Here is a 22,723-nt window from a genome sequence, read left to right as displayed (position 1 = left end):
TTTAAAGGAGGTGAGGATATGCCAAAAACAGCGCAACAAAGAAAAGATGAGAATATAAAAATTTTAAAACAAGAGGGCGTGGCGGTGCTTGAGAGCTTGCCGCTTCGCTATGAAAATAGCGAGGTTATGCCAAGAGATATTGATGAGATAGTAAGGCGTGCAGTTTGCTCATTTACAGCGATAATGTGTGCTTGCACGATCCGTGATGAGGGCTCTTTGGGCGAAGAAAATATGGCGTGGGCAAAGAGCTTTTTGGGTGATGCCTACGAGGGACTTAGTGTAAAAGAAAAAGAGGTCATTGAGGACAGAGCTGATATGGACACGGCTGTGAATATGGGCTGGAAATATGAGTCGCTTTGGGTACTTCTTTGGGCGCTTGGCATCGCTGAAGATATCGGCCAGATGGATAAAATTTGTGACTGCGAGTTTGTGATGAACGTCTTTAGAGAGGGCGGGCTAAAAAGCCGCTCAAAGCTTCGCAGTATGGATGAAATTTTAAGCAAGCTTGATCTAGTTTATCGCTACCACTGGGCGTGCGTAAATGCAAGAGTAAATGGCACAAAGGCGGCTGGGCTTGACGAAGAGGTCGTTATGGAGAGGCGAGCAGGACTTGAGTGGCTATGCTGCAAAGGGCAAGAAAATGACGACTTGAGCGCTGAATTTAACTGCTGGGACTATCCTGATCTAAATACTTGATTAGAAATTTTAAGCTCAAATGAGCTTAAAATTTATCTTAATGTAAATGCTATCGGAAAGCGAAGATAGCGGTCTTCTTTTGGTTTTGGAAAGTCGTTTTTACATTTTCTATCTTACCTTCTACAAGTTGCTCAAATGCTCGTATATGTAGCAATAAACATTAAGCAAATTTAACTAGCCTAGCGCGGTTTAAACGGTAAAAACTAGCTCTCAAGGCCTAAATTTGCTCTATACTCTTCGTATGTGCCTTTAAAATCAATGACTTCGCCATTGCCTTTTAGGTGCAAAATTCTATTTGCAAAGGCGTCTATTAGCTCCCTGTCGTGGCTTACGCAGATGACTGAGCCATTAAAGTTGTAAAACGCCTCGCCAAGTGCGATGATAGCCTCAAGATCGAGGTGGTTGTTTGGCTCGTCCATGACAAGTAAATTTGGCCTGTGAAGCATGAGCTGAGCTAGTCTCACGCGATGTTTTTCACCACCGCTTAGCGCGCCTACTGCTTTTTCTTGCTCGGCACCGCTAAAGAGCATCCTGCCAAGGCACTTTCTGATCTCGTCGATGTCCTTGTTTTTGGCATCTTGCAGGTACTCATATAGCTTTAGCTCGCCATCTATCTTATTTACCGTATCTTGCGCAAAATATCCTAGCTCAATGGTCGCGCCTATATGCACCTCGCCCGCGTCAGGCTTTATCTCACCCATTATGATCTTGCAAAGTGTGCTTTTACCAACGCCGTTATGACCGATGATAGCTAGTTTATCACCCTTTTCAAGCTTAAAGTTAAAGTTTTCAAATACCACTTTATCATCAAATTTTTTACTTATGTTCTTTAGCTCAATTAGTTCATTGCCTATCTCGCGGTTTGCACGAAACAGAATGCTAGGATCACGCCTGCTTGAAACTGCGATCTCAGCGATATCTAATTTTTCAAGCTGTTTTGCACGAGAGGTCGCCTGCTTTGCCTTGCTTGCATTTGCTGAAAATCTCGCGATAAATTTCTCCAGCTCCTCTTTCTCTTTTAGCTTCTTATCGCGCTCCATCTCATGCTGCTTTGCGATCAAATTTGCAGCCATATACCAGTCGTCGTAGTTGCCTGAAAACTCGCGAATTTTCTTAAAATCCACATCCAAAATATTTGTACAAACTCTATTTAAAAAGTGCCTGTCGTGGCTGATAACCACAAGCGTGCCCTCGTGGCGGTTTAGCTCGTTTTCTAGCCATGCGATCGCGTCTATGTCAAGGTTGTTTGTTGGCTCGTCCAAGAACAAGATGTCTGGCTTTGGAAAGAGCACTTGAGCCAGCAAAACCTTAACTTTATCTGAGTTTTCGACCTCGCTCATGAGCTTATCAAATTCATTTAGACCAAGCGAGCTTAGGATTTTCTCTATCCTAGTCTCGTACTCGTAGCTTGGGTCTTCTTCAGCACTTATCATCTCAAGCTCACTTAAGCGCTCATTTATCTCATCTGTAAATTCCTCGCTCATATAGAGCTTTTCTTTCTCTTTTACAGCGTCATATAGGCGTTTGTTACCATAAAGCACCGCATCTTTTAGTGTGAAATTTTCAAACGCAAACTGATCTTGTCCAAGCACGCCAACTTTTAGTCCATTTTCTATTATGATCTCGCCGCTAGTTGGCTCGATAGCTCCGCTTAAAATTTTTAAAAATGTCGATTTACCAGCACCATTTGCACCGATTAGTCCGTATCTGTTGTGGCGATTTAGCTTTAAATTTACATCCTCAAATAGCAAACTGCTTGCAAATCTTTGAGTAAGTCCCCTAACTTCTAGCATTATTTTTCCTTGAATTTATTTTTTTGCGATTTTGCCTTAAATTTGATTAAAAAGCCATTTTGCTACTTTAGCCTAAAATGCCCCGTGATCTTGTAGCTATAAAGTATGTTTTCTTCCTGCACGCCAGAGCCGATATTGTGGATGACAAGCGGCGTTTGGCCTTCAAATTTATCTGAGATCACGCCGATGTGAGGTAGATTTCTTGGCAGCATCCATGTGACGATATCCCCTGGCAGAAATTTATCATCACTCACCTCAAAACCTTTTCTTTTTAGATAGGTAGCGATGTTTAAAACACGCCTGTGATCGATGTTTTTATCAGCCTTTTTAAGGCCCCATTTTTTAGAATAGCTTGCGAAATTTCTACTCATATCTTCAAAAATGAGCCTTTGCAGATCCATATCCTGATGACGTAGCGCCCTTACCACAACGTCGGTACAAACTCCCTTTTTGATATCCACATCGCCCATAGGATAGGCAAGTCTTTCGTAGCTTGGATCGTAACTGAGTGTCACGCCGATCTGCGACCTAGCGTCATTTACAAATTTACTCGCCGAAAAGGCAAAAATTTGCGTGGCAAAAAGAGCCAAAAGTAGAATTTTCTTCATTTTCTACTTTAAAAGCATAGTTTTTAAGATACGTTTTCCTATCTCAACGCCTGGCTGATCGTAGGTGTTGATACCTAGCATGATACCAGTGGCCGAGGTTAGTAGCTCGTAGTAAAAAATGAGCCAGCCAGCGTGAAACTCATCAAGCTTCTCAAGTGTGATCGTATCGACACTTATACCCTCTTGCACCAGCGCCATAGCCGTCGCGTCACACTGCAAATTTATAAGCTCATTTAGGCTTAGACCCGCCACAAAATCGCACTCTTCAAGCCCTTTTAGGTTAAAGCTCGGGATAGTCTTGTCGCTTGCGTGATCTTTTATCTTTATAAATGTCACGCTCTTATCTTTTACGCCGTCCATGATAAGCTGCAAAAAGCTGTGCTGATCGCGGCTGCCAACAAGTCCAACTGGCGTAAGGCCGACTCTTTTATAGCCTCTTTTTTTACCAAGGCTCTCCGCCCAAAGCTGCACATACCAGTCGTTAAATTCAAAAAATCTATCGCAATAGCTAAAAATGACATTTATGCTGGCGTTTCTGCTAGTAGCGTAGTGGTAGGCTTTAGCGACTATTGAGCTATCTTTTTGTTCGATGTATTGCTTCTTGCAAGCAAGTGCGCCTTCCAAAAGTGCCTTTATATCGTAGCCGCAGATACCAAGAGGCACAAGACCGATCGCGCTTAGCACGCTAAATCTCCCGCCAACGTTTTTTGGGATGTTAAAAAATTTGATCCCATTTTCTTTGGCGAAATTTTCTAAATTTGTGCCAGGATCTGTGATGATGAGGAAATTTTTGCCTAAATTTTGAGGCTTAAAGTCATCAAGCAAACACTTAAAAATGGTGATCGTCTCGATTGTATTGCCTGATTTTGAGCTTATTATAAAAAGTGTCTCGTCAAAATTTAGCCCATCAAGCGTGCTTTTGTAGCTGCAAGGATCGACGTTATCTAAAAATAAAAGCTCTCTTTTTATCCCCTTTGTGCCATCAAGCATTGATTTTAGCGCCTTTACGCCAAGACTGCTGCCGCCAATGCCAACTAGCACGACGTTTTTGATGTTAGCTAGCCCCTTTTTATACTCCTGGGTCTCGCCAAGCAAATTTTGCCCAAGAGCTGGTAGGTGGTAGTAGCCTATCTCGCCACTTTCGTACTCGTCGTTTATGCGTTTGGCATAAGAGTCGATGACCTCGCTACTTGCAAAGTTAAATTTAAATGAAGTCTCTATCATTTACTGCGCTCGTAAAAGAAATTTGTAGCCTCGACAAAGCCATCGATGCTGCCACAATCAAACCTCTTGCCTTTAAATTTATAAGCTAGCACCATGCCATCTTTTGCCTGCGTTTTTAGCGCGTCTGTGATCTGGATTTCGCCGTTTTTGCCTGGCTTTGTTCGCTCTAAGATATTAAAAATATCTGGCGTTAGGATGTAGCGGCCAATTATCGCTAAATTTGTCGGAGCCTCGGCAGGATCAGGCTTTTCAACCATATCATCAACCATTATGAGATCATCTTCTATAAACCTACCGCTTACGACGCCGTAAGACTTGGTCTGCTCTTTTGGCACTTCCATCACAGCTACTACGCTGCAGCGATACTTTTCATAAATTTTAACCATTTGCGAAAGCACGCCCTCGCCATTTTCATTTATACATAGATCATCTGCCAAAATGACCCCAAATGCTTCATCTCGAACTAGCGTTTTGCCCGTGTAAATGGCGTGTCCAAGCCCTCTCATCTCATTTTGTCTAGTAAATGAAAATGTGCATGAGCTCATCAAATTTCTTATCTCACTAAGTAGCGACTCTTTTGAGCTGCCTGCGATCTCTTTTTCTAGCTCGTAGCTGATATCAAAATAGTCCTCAAGCGCCCTTTTTCCGCGTCCTGTGACAAAGGCCATATTGTCCATGCCAGCCTCAAGCGCCTCATCAACGCCGTAGTGAATGAGCGGTTTTGTAAGGATCGGCAACATCTCTTTTGGGAGCGATTTTGTAGCTGGTAAAAACCTCGTTCCATATCCAGCCGCTGGAAATAGGCAAGTTTGTATCATTTTAGTCCTTCGTGAAAAATTGCAAAATTCTACTATCTTTTCCTTAATAATATAAATTTGTTTGAATTTACAAGGCTTTAATTAGCAAATTGATAAGATTTTTAAAATTTTAAAAAAAGAGCAAATTTGCAGACGATTGATAGGATATTTAAAGCACAGCTTGATATAAAAAAGTCAAATTTCTTAGCATTTTTGTGTCCGATAAGCTCGTTTAAAAGCTTGCACGAACACCTAAAAGAGGAGCATTTTAAGGCCGTTCACGTAGTTTGGGCGACAAGGGAGCTAAACAAATACGGACAAATCGTTGAAAATCAAAGTGATGATGGCGAGCCAAAGGGTACTAGCGGCCAGCCAAGCCTAAATGCGCTAAGAGGGGCGGGGCTTATAAATGTTGGGGTCTTGATAGTTCGCTACTTTGGCGGGATAAAGCTTGGCACTGGAGGGCTTGTCAGAGCCTACTCTGGGGCTGTAAATGAAGCGATAAATGAAGCCATAAAAGATGGTGGCGTGATGAAATTTGAGTTAAAAGATGAGGTTAAATTTTTTACGCCATTTTCGCTGATGAGCCGCTTTGAGCACTATTTTGCCACTAAAAATTTAAGTGAGTTTGAAAGAGAATTTAACGACCTTGGAGCGATCTGGAGCGTAAATTTAAACGAAGCCGAGTTTGCTGAGCTATTTAAATTTTGTAAAGAATTTGAAGCAAGCGAGTTTAAATTTCTAGCCTTGCCACTTGGCAGCAAAGCGCTGTTTATTTATTAATTGTAAAATCGCACAAATTTAAAAAGAAAGTAAAAAATGGAAATTTGGAACGACATTTATAACCACTTTAATCCAGTCGCCTTTAGCCTCTTTGGCTTTAGCGTGCACTGGTATGGGCTTATGTATATTTTGGCCCTTGTTTTGGCGCTCGCCATGGCAAAGTATCTCGTTAAAAAAGATGATATCCCTATCTCAAATCAACTTTTAGATAACTACTTTTTTTGGGTAGAGATAGGCGTCATTTTAGGCGCTAGACTTGGCTGGGTTTTAGTTTATTCTGGCGAAGCGGGATATTATCTAACACATCCTTGGCAAATTTTTAATCCAATCCACAACGGCGAGTTTATAGGAATTCGCGGCATGAGCTATCACGGCGCTGTGGTTGGCTTTTTGCTAGCGACAATTTTATTTTGCAAAAGATATAAGCAAAACGCATGGCAGCTACTTGATCTTTGTGCCATCTGCATACCTTTTGGCTACACCTTTGGCAGGATAGGAAATTTCTTAAATCAAGAGCTTTTTGGCAGGGTTACAGACGTGCCTTGGGCGATAAATGTCTTTGGTCAGCCAAGACATCCAAGCCAGCTTTATGAAGCATTCTTAGAAGGTTTAGTTATTTTCGTCATTTTATTTTTATATAGAAAATATAAGAAATTTAATGGCGAGCTCATAGCACTTTACGCCATTTTATACACATTTGCAAGATTTATTTGTGAATTTTACAGAGAGCCTGATTCTGGACTTGGATTTATTATTTATGGTCTATCAATGGGGCAAATTTTATCACTTATTATGTGTGGGCTCGGAATTTTTGTCTATATTAAACTCTATAAGAGATTTACGAAAATTTAATGTCAATATTTAAAATTTATTAAAGTAAAGTTCTGATAGCATTAGCTTTATCAATTAATGCTAATGTTTAAATTAGTATTAAGAAATGATAACTTATTTCAAATTTCTTAGGAGGGCTCATGACCGGGCTTATAGAAGGTTTTTTGGGGAAACGGTCGGACGGCAAAAAAAGCCGCACTCCAGCCGCTTGGGATAGATGGCAAAGTATTACAGGATTTATTCTAGCCTGTTTCATATTGTGCCATATGGTTTTTACTTCTACTATACTACTTGGCAAAGACGCATTTAACGCTGTCGTAGGATTTGCAGAGGCTAAATTTTTATTTGGTGAGGCTACTTGGTGGATCACAAATGTTATAGCTGCTGTTATCTTTGTAGTTTTTGTTACTCACGCCTTCTTGGCAATGAGAAAATTTCCTGCAAATTACAGACAATATTTAATGTTTAGAGGCCATAAAGACCGCATGAAGCACCTTGATACCACACTTTGGTGGTTCCAGTTTTTAACAGGCTTTGCTCTATTTTTTGCAGCAAGCGCCCACATAATCGACATCATCTTTGGTGGTCACATCACAGCTGACAAATCAGCTGCTGCTTTTCACAAACTAGAAATTTTCTACTTCGCACTACTTGTTTTCATGGTCGTTCACGCTGGCGTTGGCATGTACCGCTTGTATGTCAAGTGGGTAAGTATTGATGGCGCAAACAAACACGAAATGCTTGCTAAAAGAAATAAGGCAAAGACAGTTGTATTTGTCATTTATGGCATACTTGCTGTGATCGCGCTAATCGCCGATTTCGTGTGGATCAGCCATTAAAAAGGAGCTAGAAGATGAATGTAAAATATTATGACGCATTAGTAATTGGTGGTGGTCTAGCTGGTCTTAGAGCTGCTGTGGCTGCTGGAGAAAAGGGCTTAAGCACCGTAGTTTTGAGCTTAATCCCTGTAAAACGCTCTCACTCTGCTGCTGCACAAGGTGGCATGCAAGCAAGCCTTGGCAACTCTAAAATGAGTGAAGGCGATAACGAAGATGTGCACTTTGCTGACACAGTAAAAGGTAGCGACTGGGGTTGCGATCAACAAGTTGCACGTATGTTTTGTCAAACTGCTCCAAAAGCGATTCGTGAGCTTGCAGCTTGGGGCGTGCCTTGGACTAGGATCACAAAAGGCGAAAGAAGCGCTATCATCAACGCTCAAAAGACAACTATCGTTGAAAAAGAAGAGGTTCATGGCCTTATCCACTCACGTGACTTTGGTGGTACAAAAAAATGGAGAACATGCTACACAGCTGATGCAACTGGTCACACCATGCTTTTTGCTGTTGCAAACGAAGCGCTTAAACACAATGTAGAAATTCACGACCGCAAAGAGGCGATCGCTTTGATACACCAAAATAATCGCTGTTACGGCGCGATCGTTCGTGACCTAGTTAATGGCGAGATCACAGCTTATGTTTCAAAAGGCACACTTATAGCAACTGGCGGATACGGCAGAGTTTATAAACACACTACAAACGCTGTTGTTTGCGAGGGTATCGGCGCTGCGATCGCACTTGAGACTGGCGTAGCTCAGCTTGGTAACATGGAAGCTGTTCAGTTTCACCCAACTCCGATCGTCCCATCTGGCATTCTTTTAACAGAAGGTTGCCGTGGTGATGGCGGAATTTTACGTGACGTTGATGGATACCGCTTTATGCCTGATTATGAGCCAGAGAAAAAAGAGCTAGCTAGCCGCGACGTCGTTAGCCGCCGTATCATGGAGCACATCCGCGCAGGCAAAGGTGTGCCTAGCCCTTATGGCTATCACGTTTGGCTTGATATCTCTATCCTTGGACGCGAGCACATTGAGAAAAATTTACGTGACGTTCAAGAAATTTGCGAAATTTTTAACGGCATCGATCCTGCTGACACTGAAGTATATACCGACGAGACAGGACATCAGCGTGGCAAAGGCTGGGCACCGATCCTGCCTATGCAGCACTACTCAATGGGTGGCATCAAGACAAAACCAACTGGCGAGAGCCCAACACTAGCTGGTCTATTTAGTGCTGGCGAGGCTGCTTGCTGGGATATGCACGGCTTTAACCGCCTTGGTGGTAACTCAGTTTCTGAGACAGTCGTCGCTGGTATGATCGTTGGTGATTATTTTGCAGATTATTGCGCTAGCCACGAGATCGAGATAAACACAGCTGATATCGAGAAATTTGTTAAAAAACAAGAAGACTATCTAAATAGCCTCGTCACAAAAGAGGGCAAATTTAACGTCTTTGATATCAAAAACAAGATGAAAGAGGTAATGTGGGAGCACGTTGCGATATTTAGAACAGGCAAAGGTCTAGAGCTTGCTGTTAAAGAGCTTGAAGCACTCTATAAAGAGTCACTTGATGTAAAAGTAAGCAACAAAGCACTATTTGGCAACCCAGAGCTTGAAGAGGCTTACCGCGTGCCAAAGATGCTAAAACTAGCACTTTGTATCGCAAAAGGTGCGCTTGATAGAACAGAGAGCCGTGGCGCTCACTGCCGCGAAGACTATCCAAAAAGAGATGACCTTAACTGGCTAAACAGAACGCTTACAAGCTGGAAAGAAGGCGACACTATGCCAACTATCACTTATGAGCCACTTGATATCATGAAGATGGAGATGCCGCCAGCATTTAGAGGTTATGGTGCAAAAGGAAATATCATCGAGCATCCAAACAGCGCTATCCGCCAAAAAGAGGTCGATGAAATTCGCGAGAAAATGCAAGCAGAAGGCAAGAGCAGACAAGAAATTCAAGAGGCTTTGATGCACTATGACCTTCAACCAAAATATAAAGCACCAAATGAAAGAGCAGGTATAGGAAATGAGTAGAAAAATAACCATAAAAGCTTTTAAATACAATCCTTTAAGCAAAGTTTCAAAGCCTCATTTTGCGACTTATGAGCTTGAAGAGACTGATGGTATGACGCTATTTATCGCGTTAAATCAAATTCGTGAGAAATTTGATCCAGATCTTAGCTTTGACTTTGTTTGTCGTGCGGGAATTTGCGGAAGTTGCGGCATGCTAGTAAATGGCAAACCAAGCCTAGCTTGCAGAACCCTAACAAAAGACTTTGAAAGCGGTGTCATCGAGCTTATGCCTTTGCCAGTCTTTAAACTACTAAAAGATCTAAGCGTAGATACTGGCAACTGGATGAACGCTATGAGTAAGCGTGTCGAGAGCTGGATACACACAGATCATGAGACAGATATCTCTAAGCTTGAAGAGAAAGTTGAGCCAGAAGTCGCTCAAGAAGTTTTTGAGCTTGATCGCTGTATAGAGTGCGGAATTTGCGTCGCATCTTGTGGAACAGCTATCATGAGACCTGATTTCATCGGCGCTGTTGGTCTAAACAGGGTTGCTAGATTTAAGATAGACGCACTTGACAAGAGAACTGACGAGGACTTTTACGAGTTAATAGGCGATGATGATGGCGTATTTGGTTGTATGACTTTGCTTGGCTGCGAAGACAACTGCCCAAAACACCTACCACTTCAAAGCCGCATAGCTTATATGCGTAGAAAAATGGCTGCTATAAAGTAGCAAAGGGGCTGTAAAAAGCCCCAAATTTATTTAAAAACTCTACAAACTGACGCCAAGATACAGATACAAATATCTAGTGCCGCAAATACTAAAAACACAAATATTAAAATCGGGAACGACAAGACTAAGCCCATTATATAGCCAAGTGGCAAGGTAATAAAAAACAAAAGATCAAACCCAACACTAAAGCAAAAAAATAGCGCAAACAATGAAGCGATTATGTTTATAAATAAGTTGATATTTTCTGAGAAAAACTCTGTTAGGCTTACATATTTCATGCGGTGAATTATAACTTTTAAGATTACAAAAACTGGTGAAAATTTATCTAGCATTTTAGAAAAAATGAACTATGGAACCGGAAGCCTTACAAATAAAGGATTAGAAGGCGGGATAGATGGCATAATAGACGAAGATGAGCTAGGACTTTCTAAAATTTACATCCAGGCAAAGAGATATAAAGATGGTAGTAACATAGGCAGGCAAGAGATACAGCAGTTCATCGGCGCCATCTCAAATAAAAATACCAAAAAAGGCGTCTTTATTACAACGGCAAAATTTACAAAAGAGGCCCAAACGTTTGCCAAGGATAGTCAAAACTTTAGCGTAGTCTTGATAGATGGCGACAGACTGGCTGAGCTCATGATAAAGTATAAAGTAGGTGTTCAAACAAGCCAGATATATGAAATTTGCAAGATCGATACCGACTTTTTTGAGGAAAACAATTTTTAAGGCGTTGATTTGAAATTATCTTTTGCTATTTAAATTTTTAAAACAAAACAGTAAAAGCAAGCTTTGTGGCATCATTAAATTTATACAAAAACGCTTTAATTTTTAAGATTTTACTTTTGTAAAGCTTAGCAAGACTCTATCTTACAAAGCTTTAAAAATAAACCAAGACTAAAAATAACAAAATTTCTAAAATACGCACGCAGCCTTAACCACGTGCGTTTTATTTAGTTTTCCACCGGTATCTGCCCAAATTCTCCTCTGCGATAATCATCAATTGCTTGATTAATCTCCTCTTTTGTATTCATTACAAACGGTCCATATCCTACTACTGGCTCATCTATCGGCTCACCTGAGAGAAGTAGTATTTTTGCCTCACCACCCATAGCTTTTATGATTACTGCACCGCTAGCGTTTTCAAACCTTACTAGTTGTGTTTCACTTGCTTTTTGTGAGTTATTTATTATCACATTGCCACGCAAGATGACCAAGCTTAGATTGTGGCTTGCTGGTAAGTCTAGCGTTATCTTACCATCTTCTTTTATGCTTATATCCCAGACATTTAGCGGCGTAAATGTACTTGCAGCACCCCTTGCGTTCTCATACTCACCAGCTATTATCCTAGCTTCACCGTCTCCTATACTAACCACTGGGATACGCTCTTTTGGTAGGTGCTGATACTTAGGCTGCGTATTTTTATGTGCTTTTGGTAAATTTACCCAGAGCTGCACCATCTCAAAAAGCCCACCTTTTTGACTAAATTCTTTTGAGTGAAATTCTTGATGAGTTACTCCTGCACCAGCCGTCATCCACTGCACGTCACCTTGCTTTATGACACCGCCACCACCTGTTGAGTCTCTATGCTCGACCTCACCAGCATAAGCGATAGTTACCGTCTCAAAACCTTTGTGCGGATGCTCGCCAACACCACGAGGTTGTCCATTATTTGGCTCAAAATACTGCGGTGCTGCATAATCAAGCATCAAAAAAGGATTCGTTCCTTTATCAACTTCATCCATATGTGTAAAAAGCGGATATACTAAAAATCCATCACCCACCCAGTGCGAGCTTTTTGGATTGTAAACTTTGCTAACATTTCTCATGTTTTCTCCTTATTTTTTATTTTCGTGCGGAGAGTATAAAAAGGCACCATTAACATATAATTTAATTTCAGTAAATACTTATTAAGTTTCTTAAATAAATCTTAGACAAATAAACCAAAAGTAAATTTTACACATCTGTAGAAGTTAATTATTAAAATTTTATCACCTAAACGCCGTCTAAATTTTAAGTGTTATAATTACGGCAAAATAACGATTTTAAGGAGAGTGTATGTCCTCACGCATTATCACTGGCGTTTTGATGTTTGTTGCTATTTTGGTAGTTTTTTTTATAGATAATTATATTTTAAATTTTATTTTGCTTGGCGCTGTGCTTTACTTTGCCTTTAATGAGTCGCTCAAGCTTTATGGCATCGATCACAAACAGCTAGTTTATGCAGCACTCGCATTTTACGTGCTTACATATTTTACAAATCCGATCTTCATCGCGATCCTAGCTATCATGCTGGTAGCATCTATCCTTGCGCATATAAAAAGCGAAAATTTAAAGCTAGTCGCCCCTTTTGTCTATCCGACAACTCCTATATTTATGATGTGGATGCTTTATTCAGAGTATGGCATGGGCTATCTTGCGTGGCTTATCTTAAGCGTCGTTGCAAGCGATAGTGGCGCATTTTTCGTTGGCAAAGCCTTTGGCAAGCACCCGTTTAGCCCAAGCTCACCAAACAAAACCATCGAAGGTGCAGTTGGCGGCGTGGTAGTAGGCACTATAATTGGCAGCGTCGTTGGAAATTTCGTAACAGATGGATTTTTTCAAATTCTATTTTCAAGCTTTTTAGTCTGCGTCTTTGCAGTCTGGGGAGATCTCTTTGAGAGCTATCTAAAAAGACTTTGCGGTGTCAAAGACAGCGGTTCGCTTTTTCCAGGTCACGGCGGTATGCTTGATAGGATAGATGGCTATTTATTTGGCGTTGTCGCGCTACTTTGGTCGCTATCGTGGTAATACTTGGCTCAACTGGCTCGATCGGTAAAAATGCTCTTAATCTTTGCGAAAAATTTAATGTAGAGGTTGAGGCGCTAAGCTGCGCTAAAAACGTAGCTTTGCTAAATGAGCAAATTTTAAAATTTAGGCCAAAATTTGTCTGTGTGGGCGACGAAAAGCTAGCTAAAAATGTAAAAAACATTGAAGCTAAAAACATCTTTTTTGGCGAGGCTGGACTGCTAGAAATGCTTGAAATTTCAAGCTCAAAAAAGGTGATAAACGCCCTTGTTGGCTTTGCTGGACTTGCTCCTAGTCTAAAGACACAAGCGCTTGGCAAAAAACTTGCTCTTGCAAACAAAGAGAGCCTTGTAGTTGGCGGCAAATTTTTAAAAACAAGAGAAATTTTGCCCATTGATAGCGAGCATTTTGGGCTTAAATTTCTACTAGAAAATAAAACTACCCCAAGCAAGCTCATCATCACAGCAAGTGGCGGGGCATTTTATAAAAAACCGATCAAATTTCTAAAAGACGCCACGCCTAGCGACGCACTTAAACACCCAAACTGGGATATGGGCGCAAAGATAACGATTGATAGCGCTACGATGACAAACAAGCTTTTTGAGGTGATGGAGGCCTACTGGCTTTATGGCATAAAAGATATCGAGGCCGTGATAGAGCCAACCTCAGCCATCCACGCCGTAGTTGAGTTTATCGATGGCTCAAGCACGATGCATCTCTCACGCACAGATATGAAACTGGCCATTTCGCATGCTATCTTTGAAAAAGTTGAGCAAAATATCGTCTCACACGCAAATTTGCTTGATCTAAAAAATATCAAATTTCAGAGGATCAGCCTTAAAAAGTATCCGGTCTTTTCACTAAAAGATGAAGTCTTAGCTAGTCCTGATCTAGGTGTCGTCATAAACGCTGCAAACGAGGTTGGAGTATTTAGTTTTTTAGAGAAAAAGTGCTCATTTTTAGATATCTCAAGGCTTATTTTGGGCTTGGCTAATAAATTTAAAGATATAAAAATTTCAAGTGTAGATGAAATTTATGAAGTTGATAAAGAGGTTCGAGAATACGCAAAAAGGATGCTAAATGCAAAGGTATGAAGGGTATAAATTTGATCTTAGACAAAGCTTGATCGGTGTGCAGTTTTTATTTGTCGCCTTTGGTGCGCTGGTGCTCGTGCCTATCCTTACGGGGCTTGATGCAAACGTAGCGCTCTTTACCGCTGGCCTTGGTACGCTGCTTTTTCAGCTAATAACTAGAAAAAACGTCCCGCCGATCTTTCTAGCAAGCTCGTTTGCCTTCATCGCTCCGCTTCAGTACGGCATCGAAAAATGGGGCATACCAGTGACTATGGGCGGAGTTATATTTGCTGGATTTTTCTATGTCGCGCTAAGTCTTGTGGTTCGCTTTGGCGGCGAGAAAATTTTGCATAAAATTTTGCCTCCAGTTGTCGTTGGCCCTGTCATCATGACCATAGGTCTGATACTAGCTCCTAATGCCGTCAAAATGGCTACTTCAGCTACTGAGGCCTACACTCAAAACGTAGCGATGATAGTTGCAGCCACCTCGCTTATAGCTACTATCGTTGTCATGATGCTAGGACGCGGGATGTTTAGGCTCATACCGATCCTGCTTGGCATCATCGCTGGCTATATAGTGGCTTACTGCTTTGGCATGGTTGATTTTAGCGCCATTGCAAACGCCCCTTGGTTTAGAGTGCCAAGCTTTAGCGCACCAAAATTTGAACTTGAAGCGATCATCTACATGATACCTATCGCCATCGCCCCAGCGATCGAGCACATTGGCGATATGCTCGCTATCTCAAATGTCACAAAAGAGGACTTTTTGAAAAATCCAGGGCTTAAAAATACCCTTTTAGGCGACGGCCTAGCCACCTCGCTAGCTGCTGCCTTTGGTGGTCCGCCAAACACCACCTACTCAGAGGTCACAGGCGCAGTTAGCCTTACAAAAGCGTATAATCCAGCGATCATGACCTTTGCAGCGATCACTGCTATCGTGCTAGCCTTCGTTGGCAAGCTTGGCGCGGTGCTCTCGACCATCCCAGCTCCAGTCATCGGTGGTATCATGCTGCTACTTTTTGGCATCATCGCGAGCGTTGGCATGGAGACACTTATAAAAAACAGAGTAGATCTTGCCGATCCTAGAAATATGATAATCGTAGCCCTCATCTTCATCTTTGCCATCGGCGGTATGGTGCTTGACCTTGGAGCGGTTAAATTTTCAGGTATCGGACTTGGCGCGGTTACTGGTATAGTTTTAAATTTGCTTTTACCAAAAACAAAGCATTACGAAGGATATTAATGCGTAAATTTAGACTTTTTCTAGCAGCTCTAGCGGCTGCAAGCCTTGCAAATGCAGGCGCACTAGACTATGCACTTATCAAAAAAGGTGAGCCAAGTAGCAATACTATGCTCTTAATCGGTGGCATACAAGGCGACGAGCCAGGCGGCTTTTTGGCGGCCTCTATCGTGGCAACTGACTACAACATCACAAAAGGCTCGCTTTGGGTCGTGCCAAATTTAAATTTCCCAAGTATCATCGAGCGAAGTCGCGGTACAAAGGGCGATATGAATAGAAAATTCGCCCACGTCGAAAAGGACGATCCAGACTACAACTCGGTGATGAAGATAAAAGACGTCATCACCGACAAAAACGTCACTCTCATCTTAAATTTACACGATGGCAGCGGATATTATAGAGATAAATTTATAAGCAAGGACGAAAATCCAGACAAATGGGGCAACACCTGCATCATCGATCAAAGCACACTGCCAGGCTCAAAGTACCCAGAGCTTGAAAGCATCGCATCAAGCGTAAAAGACGTGCTAAATAAGCACCTTATAGATCCAAAACATCAGTATCACGTAAAAAATACGCACACAGCGATGGGCGATAAAGAGATGCTAAAAAGCCTCACCTACTACGCTATCACGCAAAACAAGTCTGCCTTTGCAAACGAAGCTAGCAAAAATTTAAACGCCGAGCAAAGGACATATTATCACCTAGTAGCGATCGAAGAGTATATGAAAAAGGCTGGCATTAGCTTTACTAGACCCTTTGAGCTCGATGTCAAAAGCGTGAAAAAAGCGATCGAAAAGGAGATCAGGCTTGAGCTGTTTAACAGCTACGCTCTTAGCCTTAAAAATTTAAAGCCAGTGATAAGCTTCGTGCCATTTAAAAGGGGTGAGCTAAGCTACCACTCGCCAAATCCGCTAATCGCCGTCATAAAAGATAACGACACCTACAAAGTGCAGTATGGCAACCGCTCTGTAACTAGGCTAAAACCGCAATACTTCGAGTTTGCAAAGCCACTTGATAAAATTTCTCTCTTAAGCGATGGCAAAGAGCTTGTGCTAAAAAGTGGCGATAAATTTAGCGTTAAAAAGAGCTTTAAGGTAAAAGCTCTCAAAAACGTGCGCGTAAATGTCATAGGATATGGCACTAAAAGCGTTGATGAGAGCGAGCAAGATATCGATAAAAACAGCCTAAACAAAAGCTATAGCATAGATAAAGATGGCAAAATTTACCGAGTTGAGTTTTACAAAAGCGAAAATGGCAAAGAGAAATTTGCTGGCATGATACTAGCGGAGTTTAGATGATACTTGGCATAGAAAGTAGTTGCGATGACAGCTCTGTCGCGCTCATAGATGAAGAGACGCTGGAGCAAATTTATTATAAAAAGATCTCGCAAGAAGAGGAGCACGCTATCTTTGGTGGCGTGGTCCCAGAGCTTGCAGCGAGGCTTCACACAAAGGCGCTGCCAGCACTTTTAAATGACATCTTGCCAAATTTAAAAGATATAAACGCCATCGCTGTGACAAACGAGCCAGGTCTTAGCGTTAGCCTGATAGGCGGCGTCAGCATGGCAAAAGCGCTAAGCGTCGCTCTAAATATTCCGCTAATCGCCGTAAATCACCTAGTTGGTCACATCTACTCGCTATTTTTGGACCGCGAAGCCACCTTTCCACTTGGCGTTTTGCTAGTAAGTGGCGGACATACGATGATACTTGAGATTAGCGAAAATGGCGAGATTACAGAGCTTGCAAGCACAAGCGATGATAGCTTTGGCGAGAGCTTTGACAAGGTGGCAAAGATGCTTGATCTTGGCTATCCAGGAGGCGCTGTCGTGCAGCAAAACGCACTTTTGAGTGAGGATAAAGATAGGTTTAAATTTACCGTCCCACTTCTTCACGACAAGCGCCTTGAATATAGCTTTTCAGGGCTTAAAAACCAAGTCAGAGTTGAAATTTCAAAGCTTGAAACTATCACACAAAAAGATATCGCAGATATTTGCTACGCCTTTGAAAATACCGCCTGCGAGCACATCTTAAATAAACTTGAAAAGGTTTTCAAGCTAAGAAATTTCAAGCGATTTGGCGTGGTTGGCGGAGCGAGTGCAAATTTAAATTTACGCAAAAGGCTTGAAGCTCTTTGTCAAAAAAATGAGTGCGAACTTTTGCTAGCTCCACTTTCGTTTTGCTCTGATAATGCGCTGATGATAGCAAGGGCTGGTCGTGAAAAATATCTAAAAAGAGAATTTATAAGCCACAGCGAACTAGCGATACATCCAAGGGTTAGCTTTAAGAAATTTGAAATTTAAAATTAGAGTAAATTTGATGGTGGCTAAAGCTAGCCACCATGCTTAAATTTAAAGCCTTGTTTTCATCTTTTCAAATTCATCTTTTATCACTTGCTCGTGTGGCTCGCTAGTCATTTTATTTATCGCGTCGCCCCAGATACTGACCATGATGATGGCTAGGCTTGAGGTTAAAATGCCAGGTAAAATTTCATAAACATAGGCATTTAGCCCTGATGTTATCCAAAATATCACGGTAGCACCGCCAGCTATCATACCAGCAAGTGCTCCAAGTGCGCTCATACGTTTCCAGTAAAGGCTAAAAAGCAGTACCGGTCCAAAGCTCGCGCCAAATCCAGCCCAAGCGTTGCCAACAACGTTTAAAACGTTATCTGTCGAGATAAAGGCAAGCACTGTGGCAATTATCGCCACGACCACGACTGCATAGCGGCTGATCGCTGTTTGCGTGCTTTGGCTCACCTCTTTTTTATAAAAGGCAAAGATGAAGTCCTTTGTGACCGAGCTTGAAGTGACTAAGAGCTGGCTTGAGATGGTACTCATGATCGCTGAAAGCACGGCTGAGATGATGATACCTATAAAAAATGGTGGGAAAAGTAGCTCACCAAGCTTTAAAAATACGGTCTCAGGATCGCTTAGTCCGCCTCTTTGGCTAAAATAGACAAAGCCGATAAGTCCGCTCATAATTGCACCAAGTAGGCCGATCGTCATCCAGCCGATGCCGATCCTTCTTGCCTTTGCAAGCTCTTTTGAGTCACGTATCGCCATAAATCTAACGATGATATGTGGCTGTCCAAAGTAGCCAAAGCCCCAAGCTAGAAGGCCCAAAATGCCCCAGAAAGTCTGGTCTCTAAATGGATTTAGGTGATTTGCATCAAGCTTGCTTATCTCTTTTATCAAATTTGTATCGCTTGGCAAGTCTAAATTTAGATATGCCACGACTGGGATCGAAACTAGGACACAAAACATCAAAAGCCCCTGAAATGCGTCAGTTATGCTAACAGCCTTAAATCCACCAAAAAATGTGTAAAAGACTACGATTATGAGCGTAAAGACCGCTCCGTATGCAAATTTTAAACCAAAAAAGCTCTCAAAAGTCTTGCCACCAGCGATGATGCCGCTACTTACGTAAAGTGTGAAAAATATCAATATGATAAGACCTGAGATGATCCTTAAAATTTTCGTCCTATCTTTAAAGCGGTTTTCCAAAAAGTCTGGTATCGTGATGCTATCGCTTGCAACCTCAGTATAGACCCTAAGTCTTTTTGCTAGAAATAGGTAGTTGCAGTAAGCTCCCACGATAAGGCCAGCTATCATCCAGACATTTGCCACGCCAGTTGCGTATAAGGCCCCGGGCACGCCAAGTAGCATCCAACCACTCATATCAGAAGCACCAGCGCTAAGTGCGGTGACGACTGGACCCATTTGACGGTTATCTAGCAGATACTCGTTCATACTTGCATTTTTATCGTAGAAATATCGTCCGATGAAGAGCAAGAAACCAAAATAGATGGCGATGGCTAAATAAGACCCAAAGCTCATAAATTTCCTTTCAAATAAAATAAAACGCTTATGTTATTACAAATTTATTTAAATTTCAATGCTAGGGCAATCCTTAAATTTATTTAAGCAAAATGATATATTTTTTTTCGTATCATTTAAGGCTACATTTTAAAGAAAGGATGAAGTTGAACGCTCAAAATTTAGCCAAATTTCTATTTTTTATAATAATTGTCTCACTTGGAACATATTTTTTCTATCCAAGAGATCTTAGCGAGGCGCAAGAGATCGCATATATCAAAAGTTACGGAGTAACACTTGGCCTTACGATAGGCGGTATCGCTATAGGCATTACACTTGGATTTATTTTAGCTTTTATTAAATTTTTAGATATCAAGGTTTTAAATTTCGTCATAGACGAGTATATCGACATCTTGCGTGGAACGCCTGTAATACTTCAACTTCTAATATTTTCTGTGGTGATTTTCGCCACTTGGAGCGATAACTTCTATGTAGCTGTGATCGCACTTGGACTAAATAGCTCGGCTTACGTCGCTGAGATCGTAAGAAGCGGCATAAATAGCGTCGATAAAGGTCAGATGGAGGCAGCTAGGGCGATGGGGCTAAACTACTACGTTTCGATGCGTGAAATAGTCTTTCCTCAAGCTACTAAAAATATCTTGCCAGCGCTTGCAAATGAGTTTATATCGCTTTTTAAAGAGACCTCAGTCGTTGGCTATATAAGCGTCGTTGATATCACGATGCAAAGTAAGAGCCTTCAAGCGGTCTTTTACAGCCCAGAGCCAGTCATTTTTACGGGCATTGTATATTACGTGAGCGTTAAATTTTTCACCCTTTTGGTGAAACTACTTGAGAGGAGGCTAAATCGCCATGATTGAGATTAAAAATTTAAACAAAAGCTATGGCGATTTGCGTGTTTTAAATGACATCAGCGTGGATATCAAAAAAGGCGAAGTCATAGCGATAATTGGCCCAAGTGGTGGTGGAAAAAGTACATTTTTGCGTTGCATAAACCGCCTTGAAGAGCCAGATAGCGGACATATCAAGATAAATGGCGAAGATATCCTCAATAAAAAATCAGACATAAATAAAATTCGCCAAAAAGTGAGCATGGTGTTTCAGCACTTTAACCTTTTTGCAAACAAAAATGTATTGCAAAATTTAACTCTAGCTCCGATAAAAGCTGGGATCTTAGACAAAGAGAGTGCTGAGAGGAGGGCAGATGAACTGCTAAAGAGCGTTGGGCTAAGCGATAAGAAATTTGCCTACCCGCACAAGCTCTCAGGCGGTCAAAAGCAGCGTATAGCAATCGCAAGAAGTCTTGCGATGGAGCCTGAGGTGATACTATTTGACGAGCCAACAAGTGCTTTGGACCCTGAGATGATCGGCGAGGTGCTTGATATCATGAAAGATGTCGCAGCCAAGGGTATAACGATGCTTGTGGTGACTCATGAGATGGGCTTTGCAAGAAATGTGGCAAATAGAATTTTCTTTATGGACAAAGGCAAGATAGCAGTTGATGACACACCAAAAAATGTCTTCACAAATCCGCAACACGAGCGTCTGCGAGAGTTTTTAGGTAAAATTTTAAATCACTAATAAGGAGTAAAATGAAAAATTTTTTAAAAGTTCTAGTGTTAGGGTTAGTTATGTTTTTTATAGGCTGTGGTGATGATAGTGGCAAAAAAGCCACTGCAAATGCGCCAGAAGCTAGCAAAAAGGTAGTTTATAAGGTCGGATCAAGCGCTGATTACCCTCCGTTTGAGTATCTTGACGAGAAAAATCAGATCGTTGGCTTTGAGATCGATCTTCTAAATGAGATCACTAAAAAAACTGGGATCAAATTTGACGTTGCAAATATGAATTTTGACGGCCTCATCTCAGCACTAAAAACAGGCAAGATCGATATCGCGATAAGCGGTATGAGCGCAACTGATGAGAGAAGAAAGTCTGTTGATTTTACTAAGCCATATTATTTTTCAGAGAATTTATTTATCCGCAAAAAAGGCTCAGATGTAAATAAAGACAACCTTAAAGATAAGAAAATTTCAGCTCAAGTTGGCACACTCCAAGAAGAGGCAGCTAAAAAGATCACAACTCAGTCAATCCCAGCTGAAAACGTAGCGGCAGCTATAATGTCACTAAATGCCGGCAAGATCGATGTTGTGCTTACTGATAGCCCGATAGGTGTTGAGTTTTTGAAACAAAATCCAGACTTAGAGGAGTTTTTAAGACTTCCTGACGGCACAGAGGGCTTTGCGATGGCATTTGATAAGGGCAAACATACTGATCTTATCAAAAAGATAGATGCTGCGATCGAAGAGCTACAAAAATCTGGCGAATTTGACAAAATGCTCGCTAAATACGACCTTAAAAAATAAATCCTAATATAAATTTGCAAGAGGCAAAAATGCTTCTTGCAAAAAATCTCACAAATTTCTAATTTATAAAATTTAATATTATTTAAATATATTGTAATAAAATTGTCAATTTACTTTAAGGAGAATGCAATGAAGTCACTCAGGATGAGAACGGCACTTGTGCTAAGTGTCATGCTTTTGGTTTGTGTTAGTGTGGTTGGTCTTGTGACCTATAACATGGCTAAAAATTTATATACCGACAGGGTTGAAAGTAAAGAATTTCCACTTGCTGTCAATGAAGTTGGTTATAAAATAGAGTCTTACATCGATAAGATAATCGACGCTTCTTATCAAATAACTCAAAATAGCTTTTTAATAGACTGGGTTAAAAATGGCGAGGACGAGCACGGTAGAAAGGTCTTGTTTGACTATTTTCAAACTCTTGCTAAAAATTTAAAGCTAGATACAATAATGTTTGGCTCAGATAGAACCCTAAACTACTACGTCGAAGATAAAATTTTAAAGGTCATTAACCCAGAAAATGACAAATGGTACTACGCCTTAAAAGATGGCAGCAGCTTAAGCCTAATCGACATCAACAAGGCTGAAGACGGCAGCGGCAAGATAATGATGTATATAAACTACAAAGTTCAAAAAGATGATAAATTTTATGGCATCGCAGCGACTGGCGTAAATTTAAGTGAGATAGTAAATTTTGTCCAATCACAAAAGATAGGTCGTGGCGGTAAATTTCTACTAGTCGATGAAAAAGGCGATATCAAGATCGGTAAAGATGCAAGCGGCAATCTAAAAGATTTAGTTGGCGATGCAAACCTTAAAAAGCTAATCAACGAAAATGGCAGCTACATATCGCTAGATAAAGATGGTAGAAATTTATTGATCGGCTCAAAATATATCAAAAGTATGGGCTGGTATCTTATCGGAGAGCTTGACAAAGATGAGCTTTTAGAGGATCTAAACTCACTTGCTTATGCATCTGTCGGAGTGCTTGTAGTGGTGCTTATTTTAGGACTATTGCTCTCACTTTATCTATCGTCTTACCTCCTAAAAATCATCCTCAAACTAAAAACAGGCCTACTATCTTTCTTTGATCTACTAAATCACAAGAC

At 41.2% G+C, this 22,723-nt stretch carries 22 protein-coding genes; 16 read left to right on the top strand and 6 right to left on the bottom strand.

Annotation, left to right across the window (positions count from 1 at the left end; all coding sequences use genetic code 11):
- Nucleotides 1-18 precede the first annotated feature (18 nt).
- Nucleotides 19-696, top strand: coding sequence for a DUF4272 domain-containing protein (locus CVT14_RS03940; RefSeq protein ID WP_234403112.1), 678 nt, complete (start codon nucleotides 19-21; stop codon nucleotides 694-696).
- 203 nt (nucleotides 697-899) lie between these two features.
- Here CVT14_RS03940 and CVT14_RS03930 read toward each other — a convergent pair whose 3' ends face one another.
- From CVT14_RS03930 to galU, 4 genes are all read right to left on the bottom strand, one after another.
- Nucleotides 900-2,489: an ABC-F family ATP-binding cassette domain-containing protein gene (locus CVT14_RS03930; protein ID WP_107849757.1), complete on the bottom strand. Its 1,590-nt coding sequence runs from the start codon at nucleotides 2,487-2,489 to the stop codon at nucleotides 900-902.
- A 62-nt stretch (nucleotides 2,490-2,551) separates the two neighbouring features.
- Complete coding sequence (locus CVT14_RS03925) at nucleotides 2,552-3,097, bottom strand: DUF1287 domain-containing protein (RefSeq protein WP_107849756.1); 546 nt, start codon at nucleotides 3,095-3,097, stop codon at nucleotides 2,552-2,554.
- Nucleotides 3,098-3,100: 3 nt separating this feature from the next.
- The gene (locus tag CVT14_RS03920; RefSeq protein ID WP_107849755.1) at nucleotides 3,101-4,321 is read right to left on the bottom strand and encodes a glucose-6-phosphate isomerase; all 1,221 of its coding nucleotides are present in this window, start codon (nucleotides 4,319-4,321) and stop codon (nucleotides 3,101-3,103) included.
- The gene (gene galU, locus CVT14_RS03915) at nucleotides 4,318-5,139 is read right to left on the bottom strand and encodes a UTP--glucose-1-phosphate uridylyltransferase GalU (RefSeq protein WP_107849754.1); all 822 of its coding nucleotides are present in this window, start codon (nucleotides 5,137-5,139) and stop codon (nucleotides 4,318-4,320) included. The genes CVT14_RS03920 and galU overlap by 4 nt, the downstream gene beginning before the upstream one ends.
- Nucleotides 5,140-5,265: 126 nt before the next feature.
- Between galU and CVT14_RS03910 the strand changes: the two genes are divergently transcribed.
- The 6 genes from CVT14_RS03910 to CVT14_RS03880 all read left to right on the top strand — a co-directional run bounded on the left by CVT14_RS03910 (nucleotide 5,266) and on the right by CVT14_RS03880 (nucleotide 11,045).
- Nucleotides 5,266-5,901 (top strand): IMPACT family protein, encoded by a 636-nt coding sequence (locus CVT14_RS03910; RefSeq protein WP_107849753.1) that lies wholly within the window; start codon nucleotides 5,266-5,268, stop codon nucleotides 5,899-5,901.
- Nucleotides 5,902-5,937: 36 nt separating this feature from the next.
- Nucleotides 5,938-6,753: a prolipoprotein diacylglyceryl transferase gene (gene lgt / locus CVT14_RS03905; protein WP_107849752.1), complete on the top strand. Its 816-nt coding sequence runs from the start codon at nucleotides 5,938-5,940 to the stop codon at nucleotides 6,751-6,753.
- Nucleotides 6,754-6,872: 119 nt separating this feature from the next.
- Entirely contained in the window at nucleotides 6,873-7,571 is a 699-nt protein-coding gene (locus CVT14_RS03900; protein ID WP_035142502.1) for a fumarate reductase cytochrome b subunit, read from the top strand.
- 14 nt (nucleotides 7,572-7,585) lie between these two features.
- Nucleotides 7,586-9,604 (top strand): fumarate reductase flavoprotein subunit, encoded by a 2,019-nt coding sequence (locus tag CVT14_RS03895; protein ID WP_004317497.1) that lies wholly within the window; start codon nucleotides 7,586-7,588, stop codon nucleotides 9,602-9,604.
- Entirely contained in the window at nucleotides 9,597-10,316 is a 720-nt protein-coding gene (locus CVT14_RS03890) for a fumarate reductase iron-sulfur subunit (RefSeq protein WP_004317555.1), read from the top strand. Before CVT14_RS03895 ends, CVT14_RS03890 begins: the two co-directional genes overlap by 8 nt.
- A gap of 285 nt (nucleotides 10,317-10,601) precedes the next feature.
- Complete coding sequence (locus CVT14_RS03880) at nucleotides 10,602-11,045, top strand: restriction endonuclease (RefSeq protein WP_265094439.1); 444 nt, start codon at nucleotides 10,602-10,604, stop codon at nucleotides 11,043-11,045.
- Nucleotides 11,046-11,269: 224 nt separating this feature from the next.
- Here the strand turns inward: CVT14_RS03880 and CVT14_RS03875 are convergent, their stop codons facing one another.
- The gene (locus tag CVT14_RS03875) at nucleotides 11,270-12,145 is read right to left on the bottom strand and encodes a pirin family protein (RefSeq protein ID WP_021088643.1); all 876 of its coding nucleotides are present in this window, start codon (nucleotides 12,143-12,145) and stop codon (nucleotides 11,270-11,272) included.
- 229 nt (nucleotides 12,146-12,374) lie between these two features.
- Here CVT14_RS03875 and CVT14_RS03870 point away from each other — a divergent pair, with 229 nt between their 5' ends.
- From CVT14_RS03870 to tsaD, 5 genes are read left to right on the top strand one after another with little or no spacing between them, the layout of a single operon-like run.
- Nucleotides 12,375-13,106 (top strand): phosphatidate cytidylyltransferase, encoded by a 732-nt coding sequence (locus tag CVT14_RS03870; protein ID WP_107849750.1) that lies wholly within the window; start codon nucleotides 12,375-12,377, stop codon nucleotides 13,104-13,106.
- Entirely contained in the window at nucleotides 13,088-14,197 is a 1,110-nt protein-coding gene (gene dxr, locus CVT14_RS03865; protein ID WP_107849749.1) for a 1-deoxy-D-xylulose-5-phosphate reductoisomerase, read from the top strand. Before CVT14_RS03870 ends, dxr begins: the two co-directional genes overlap by 19 nt.
- Entirely contained in the window at nucleotides 14,184-15,419 is a 1,236-nt protein-coding gene (locus tag CVT14_RS03860) for a uracil-xanthine permease family protein (RefSeq protein ID WP_107849748.1), read from the top strand. Before dxr ends, CVT14_RS03860 begins: the two co-directional genes overlap by 14 nt.
- Nucleotides 15,419-16,717: a M99 family carboxypeptidase catalytic domain-containing protein gene (locus tag CVT14_RS03855; protein ID WP_107849747.1), complete on the top strand. Its 1,299-nt coding sequence runs from the start codon at nucleotides 15,419-15,421 to the stop codon at nucleotides 16,715-16,717. The genes CVT14_RS03860 and CVT14_RS03855 overlap by 1 nt, the downstream gene beginning before the upstream one ends.
- On the top strand, nucleotides 16,714-17,718 hold the full coding sequence (gene tsaD / locus CVT14_RS03850; protein ID WP_107849746.1) for a tRNA (adenosine(37)-N6)-threonylcarbamoyltransferase complex transferase subunit TsaD: 1,005 nt from the start codon (nucleotides 16,714-16,716) through the stop codon (nucleotides 17,716-17,718). Before CVT14_RS03855 ends, tsaD begins: the two co-directional genes overlap by 4 nt.
- Before the next feature lie 48 nt (nucleotides 17,719-17,766).
- Here the strand turns inward: tsaD and putP are convergent, their stop codons facing one another.
- A complete protein-coding gene (gene putP, locus CVT14_RS03845) occupies nucleotides 17,767-19,254 on the bottom strand; it encodes a sodium/proline symporter PutP (protein WP_021084746.1) in 1,488 nt (495 codons plus the stop codon).
- 146 nt (nucleotides 19,255-19,400) lie between these two features.
- Between putP and CVT14_RS03840 the strand changes: the two genes are divergently transcribed.
- From CVT14_RS03840 to CVT14_RS03825, 4 genes are all read left to right on the top strand, one after another.
- Entirely contained in the window at nucleotides 19,401-20,111 is a 711-nt protein-coding gene (locus CVT14_RS03840) for an amino acid ABC transporter permease (protein WP_012140157.1), read from the top strand.
- Complete coding sequence (locus tag CVT14_RS03835) at nucleotides 20,104-20,832, top strand: amino acid ABC transporter ATP-binding protein (RefSeq protein ID WP_009294566.1); 729 nt, start codon at nucleotides 20,104-20,106, stop codon at nucleotides 20,830-20,832. The genes CVT14_RS03840 and CVT14_RS03835 overlap by 8 nt, the downstream gene beginning before the upstream one ends.
- An 11-nt stretch (nucleotides 20,833-20,843) precedes the next feature.
- Entirely contained in the window at nucleotides 20,844-21,614 is a 771-nt protein-coding gene (locus CVT14_RS03830) for a basic amino acid ABC transporter substrate-binding protein (RefSeq protein WP_021086683.1), read from the top strand.
- 129 nt (nucleotides 21,615-21,743) lie between these two features.
- Nucleotides 21,744-22,723, top strand: a 980-nt coding sequence (locus tag CVT14_RS03825; protein WP_159071745.1) for a cache domain-containing protein, incomplete at its 3' end; no start/stop codon positions are given.

Origin of the sequence: Campylobacter concisus, assembly GCF_003048445.1 — a bacterium.
Lineage (GTDB): Bacteria > Campylobacterota > Campylobacteria > Campylobacterales > Campylobacteraceae > Campylobacter_A > Campylobacter_A concisus_BF.
This window is presented reverse-complemented; position numbering and strand designations above follow the sequence as displayed.

What these genes read in the sequence shown, in the direction of transcription:
- CVT14_RS03940 (WP_234403112.1), top strand. Translation starts at nt 19, where the DNA reads ATGCCAAAAACAGCGCAACAAAGAAAAGATGAGAATATAAAAATTTTA.
- CVT14_RS03930 (WP_107849757.1), bottom strand. Translation starts at nt 2,489, where the DNA reads ATGCTAGAAGTTAGGGGACTTACTCAAAGATTTGCAAGCAGTTTGCTA.
- CVT14_RS03925 (WP_107849756.1), bottom strand. Translation starts at nt 3,097, where the DNA reads ATGAAGAAAATTCTACTTTTGGCTCTTTTTGCCACGCAAATTTTTGCC.
- CVT14_RS03920 (WP_107849755.1), bottom strand. Translation starts at nt 4,321, where the DNA reads ATGATAGAGACTTCATTTAAATTTAACTTTGCAAGTAGCGAGGTCATC.
- galU (WP_107849754.1), bottom strand. Translation starts at nt 5,139, where the DNA reads ATGATACAAACTTGCCTATTTCCAGCGGCTGGATATGGAACGAGGTTT.
- lgt (WP_107849752.1), top strand. Translation starts at nt 5,938, where the DNA reads ATGGAAATTTGGAACGACATTTATAACCACTTTAATCCAGTCGCCTTT.
- CVT14_RS03900 (WP_035142502.1), top strand. Translation starts at nt 6,873, where the DNA reads ATGACCGGGCTTATAGAAGGTTTTTTGGGGAAACGGTCGGACGGCAAA.
- CVT14_RS03895 (WP_004317497.1), top strand. Translation starts at nt 7,586, where the DNA reads ATGAATGTAAAATATTATGACGCATTAGTAATTGGTGGTGGTCTAGCT.
- CVT14_RS03890 (WP_004317555.1), top strand. Translation starts at nt 9,597, where the DNA reads ATGAGTAGAAAAATAACCATAAAAGCTTTTAAATACAATCCTTTAAGC.
- CVT14_RS03875 (WP_021088643.1), bottom strand. Translation starts at nt 12,145, where the DNA reads ATGAGAAATGTTAGCAAAGTTTACAATCCAAAAAGCTCGCACTGGGTG.
- CVT14_RS03870 (WP_107849750.1), top strand. Translation starts at nt 12,375, where the DNA reads ATGTCCTCACGCATTATCACTGGCGTTTTGATGTTTGTTGCTATTTTG.
- CVT14_RS03860 (WP_107849748.1), top strand. Translation starts at nt 14,184, where the DNA reads ATGCAAAGGTATGAAGGGTATAAATTTGATCTTAGACAAAGCTTGATC.
- CVT14_RS03855 (WP_107849747.1), top strand. Translation starts at nt 15,419, where the DNA reads ATGCGTAAATTTAGACTTTTTCTAGCAGCTCTAGCGGCTGCAAGCCTT.
- tsaD (WP_107849746.1), top strand. Translation starts at nt 16,714, where the DNA reads ATGATACTTGGCATAGAAAGTAGTTGCGATGACAGCTCTGTCGCGCTC.
- putP (WP_021084746.1), bottom strand. Translation starts at nt 19,254, where the DNA reads ATGAGCTTTGGGTCTTATTTAGCCATCGCCATCTATTTTGGTTTCTTG.
- CVT14_RS03835 (WP_009294566.1), top strand. Translation starts at nt 20,104, where the DNA reads ATGATTGAGATTAAAAATTTAAACAAAAGCTATGGCGATTTGCGTGTT.
- CVT14_RS03830 (WP_021086683.1), top strand. Translation starts at nt 20,844, where the DNA reads ATGAAAAATTTTTTAAAAGTTCTAGTGTTAGGGTTAGTTATGTTTTTT.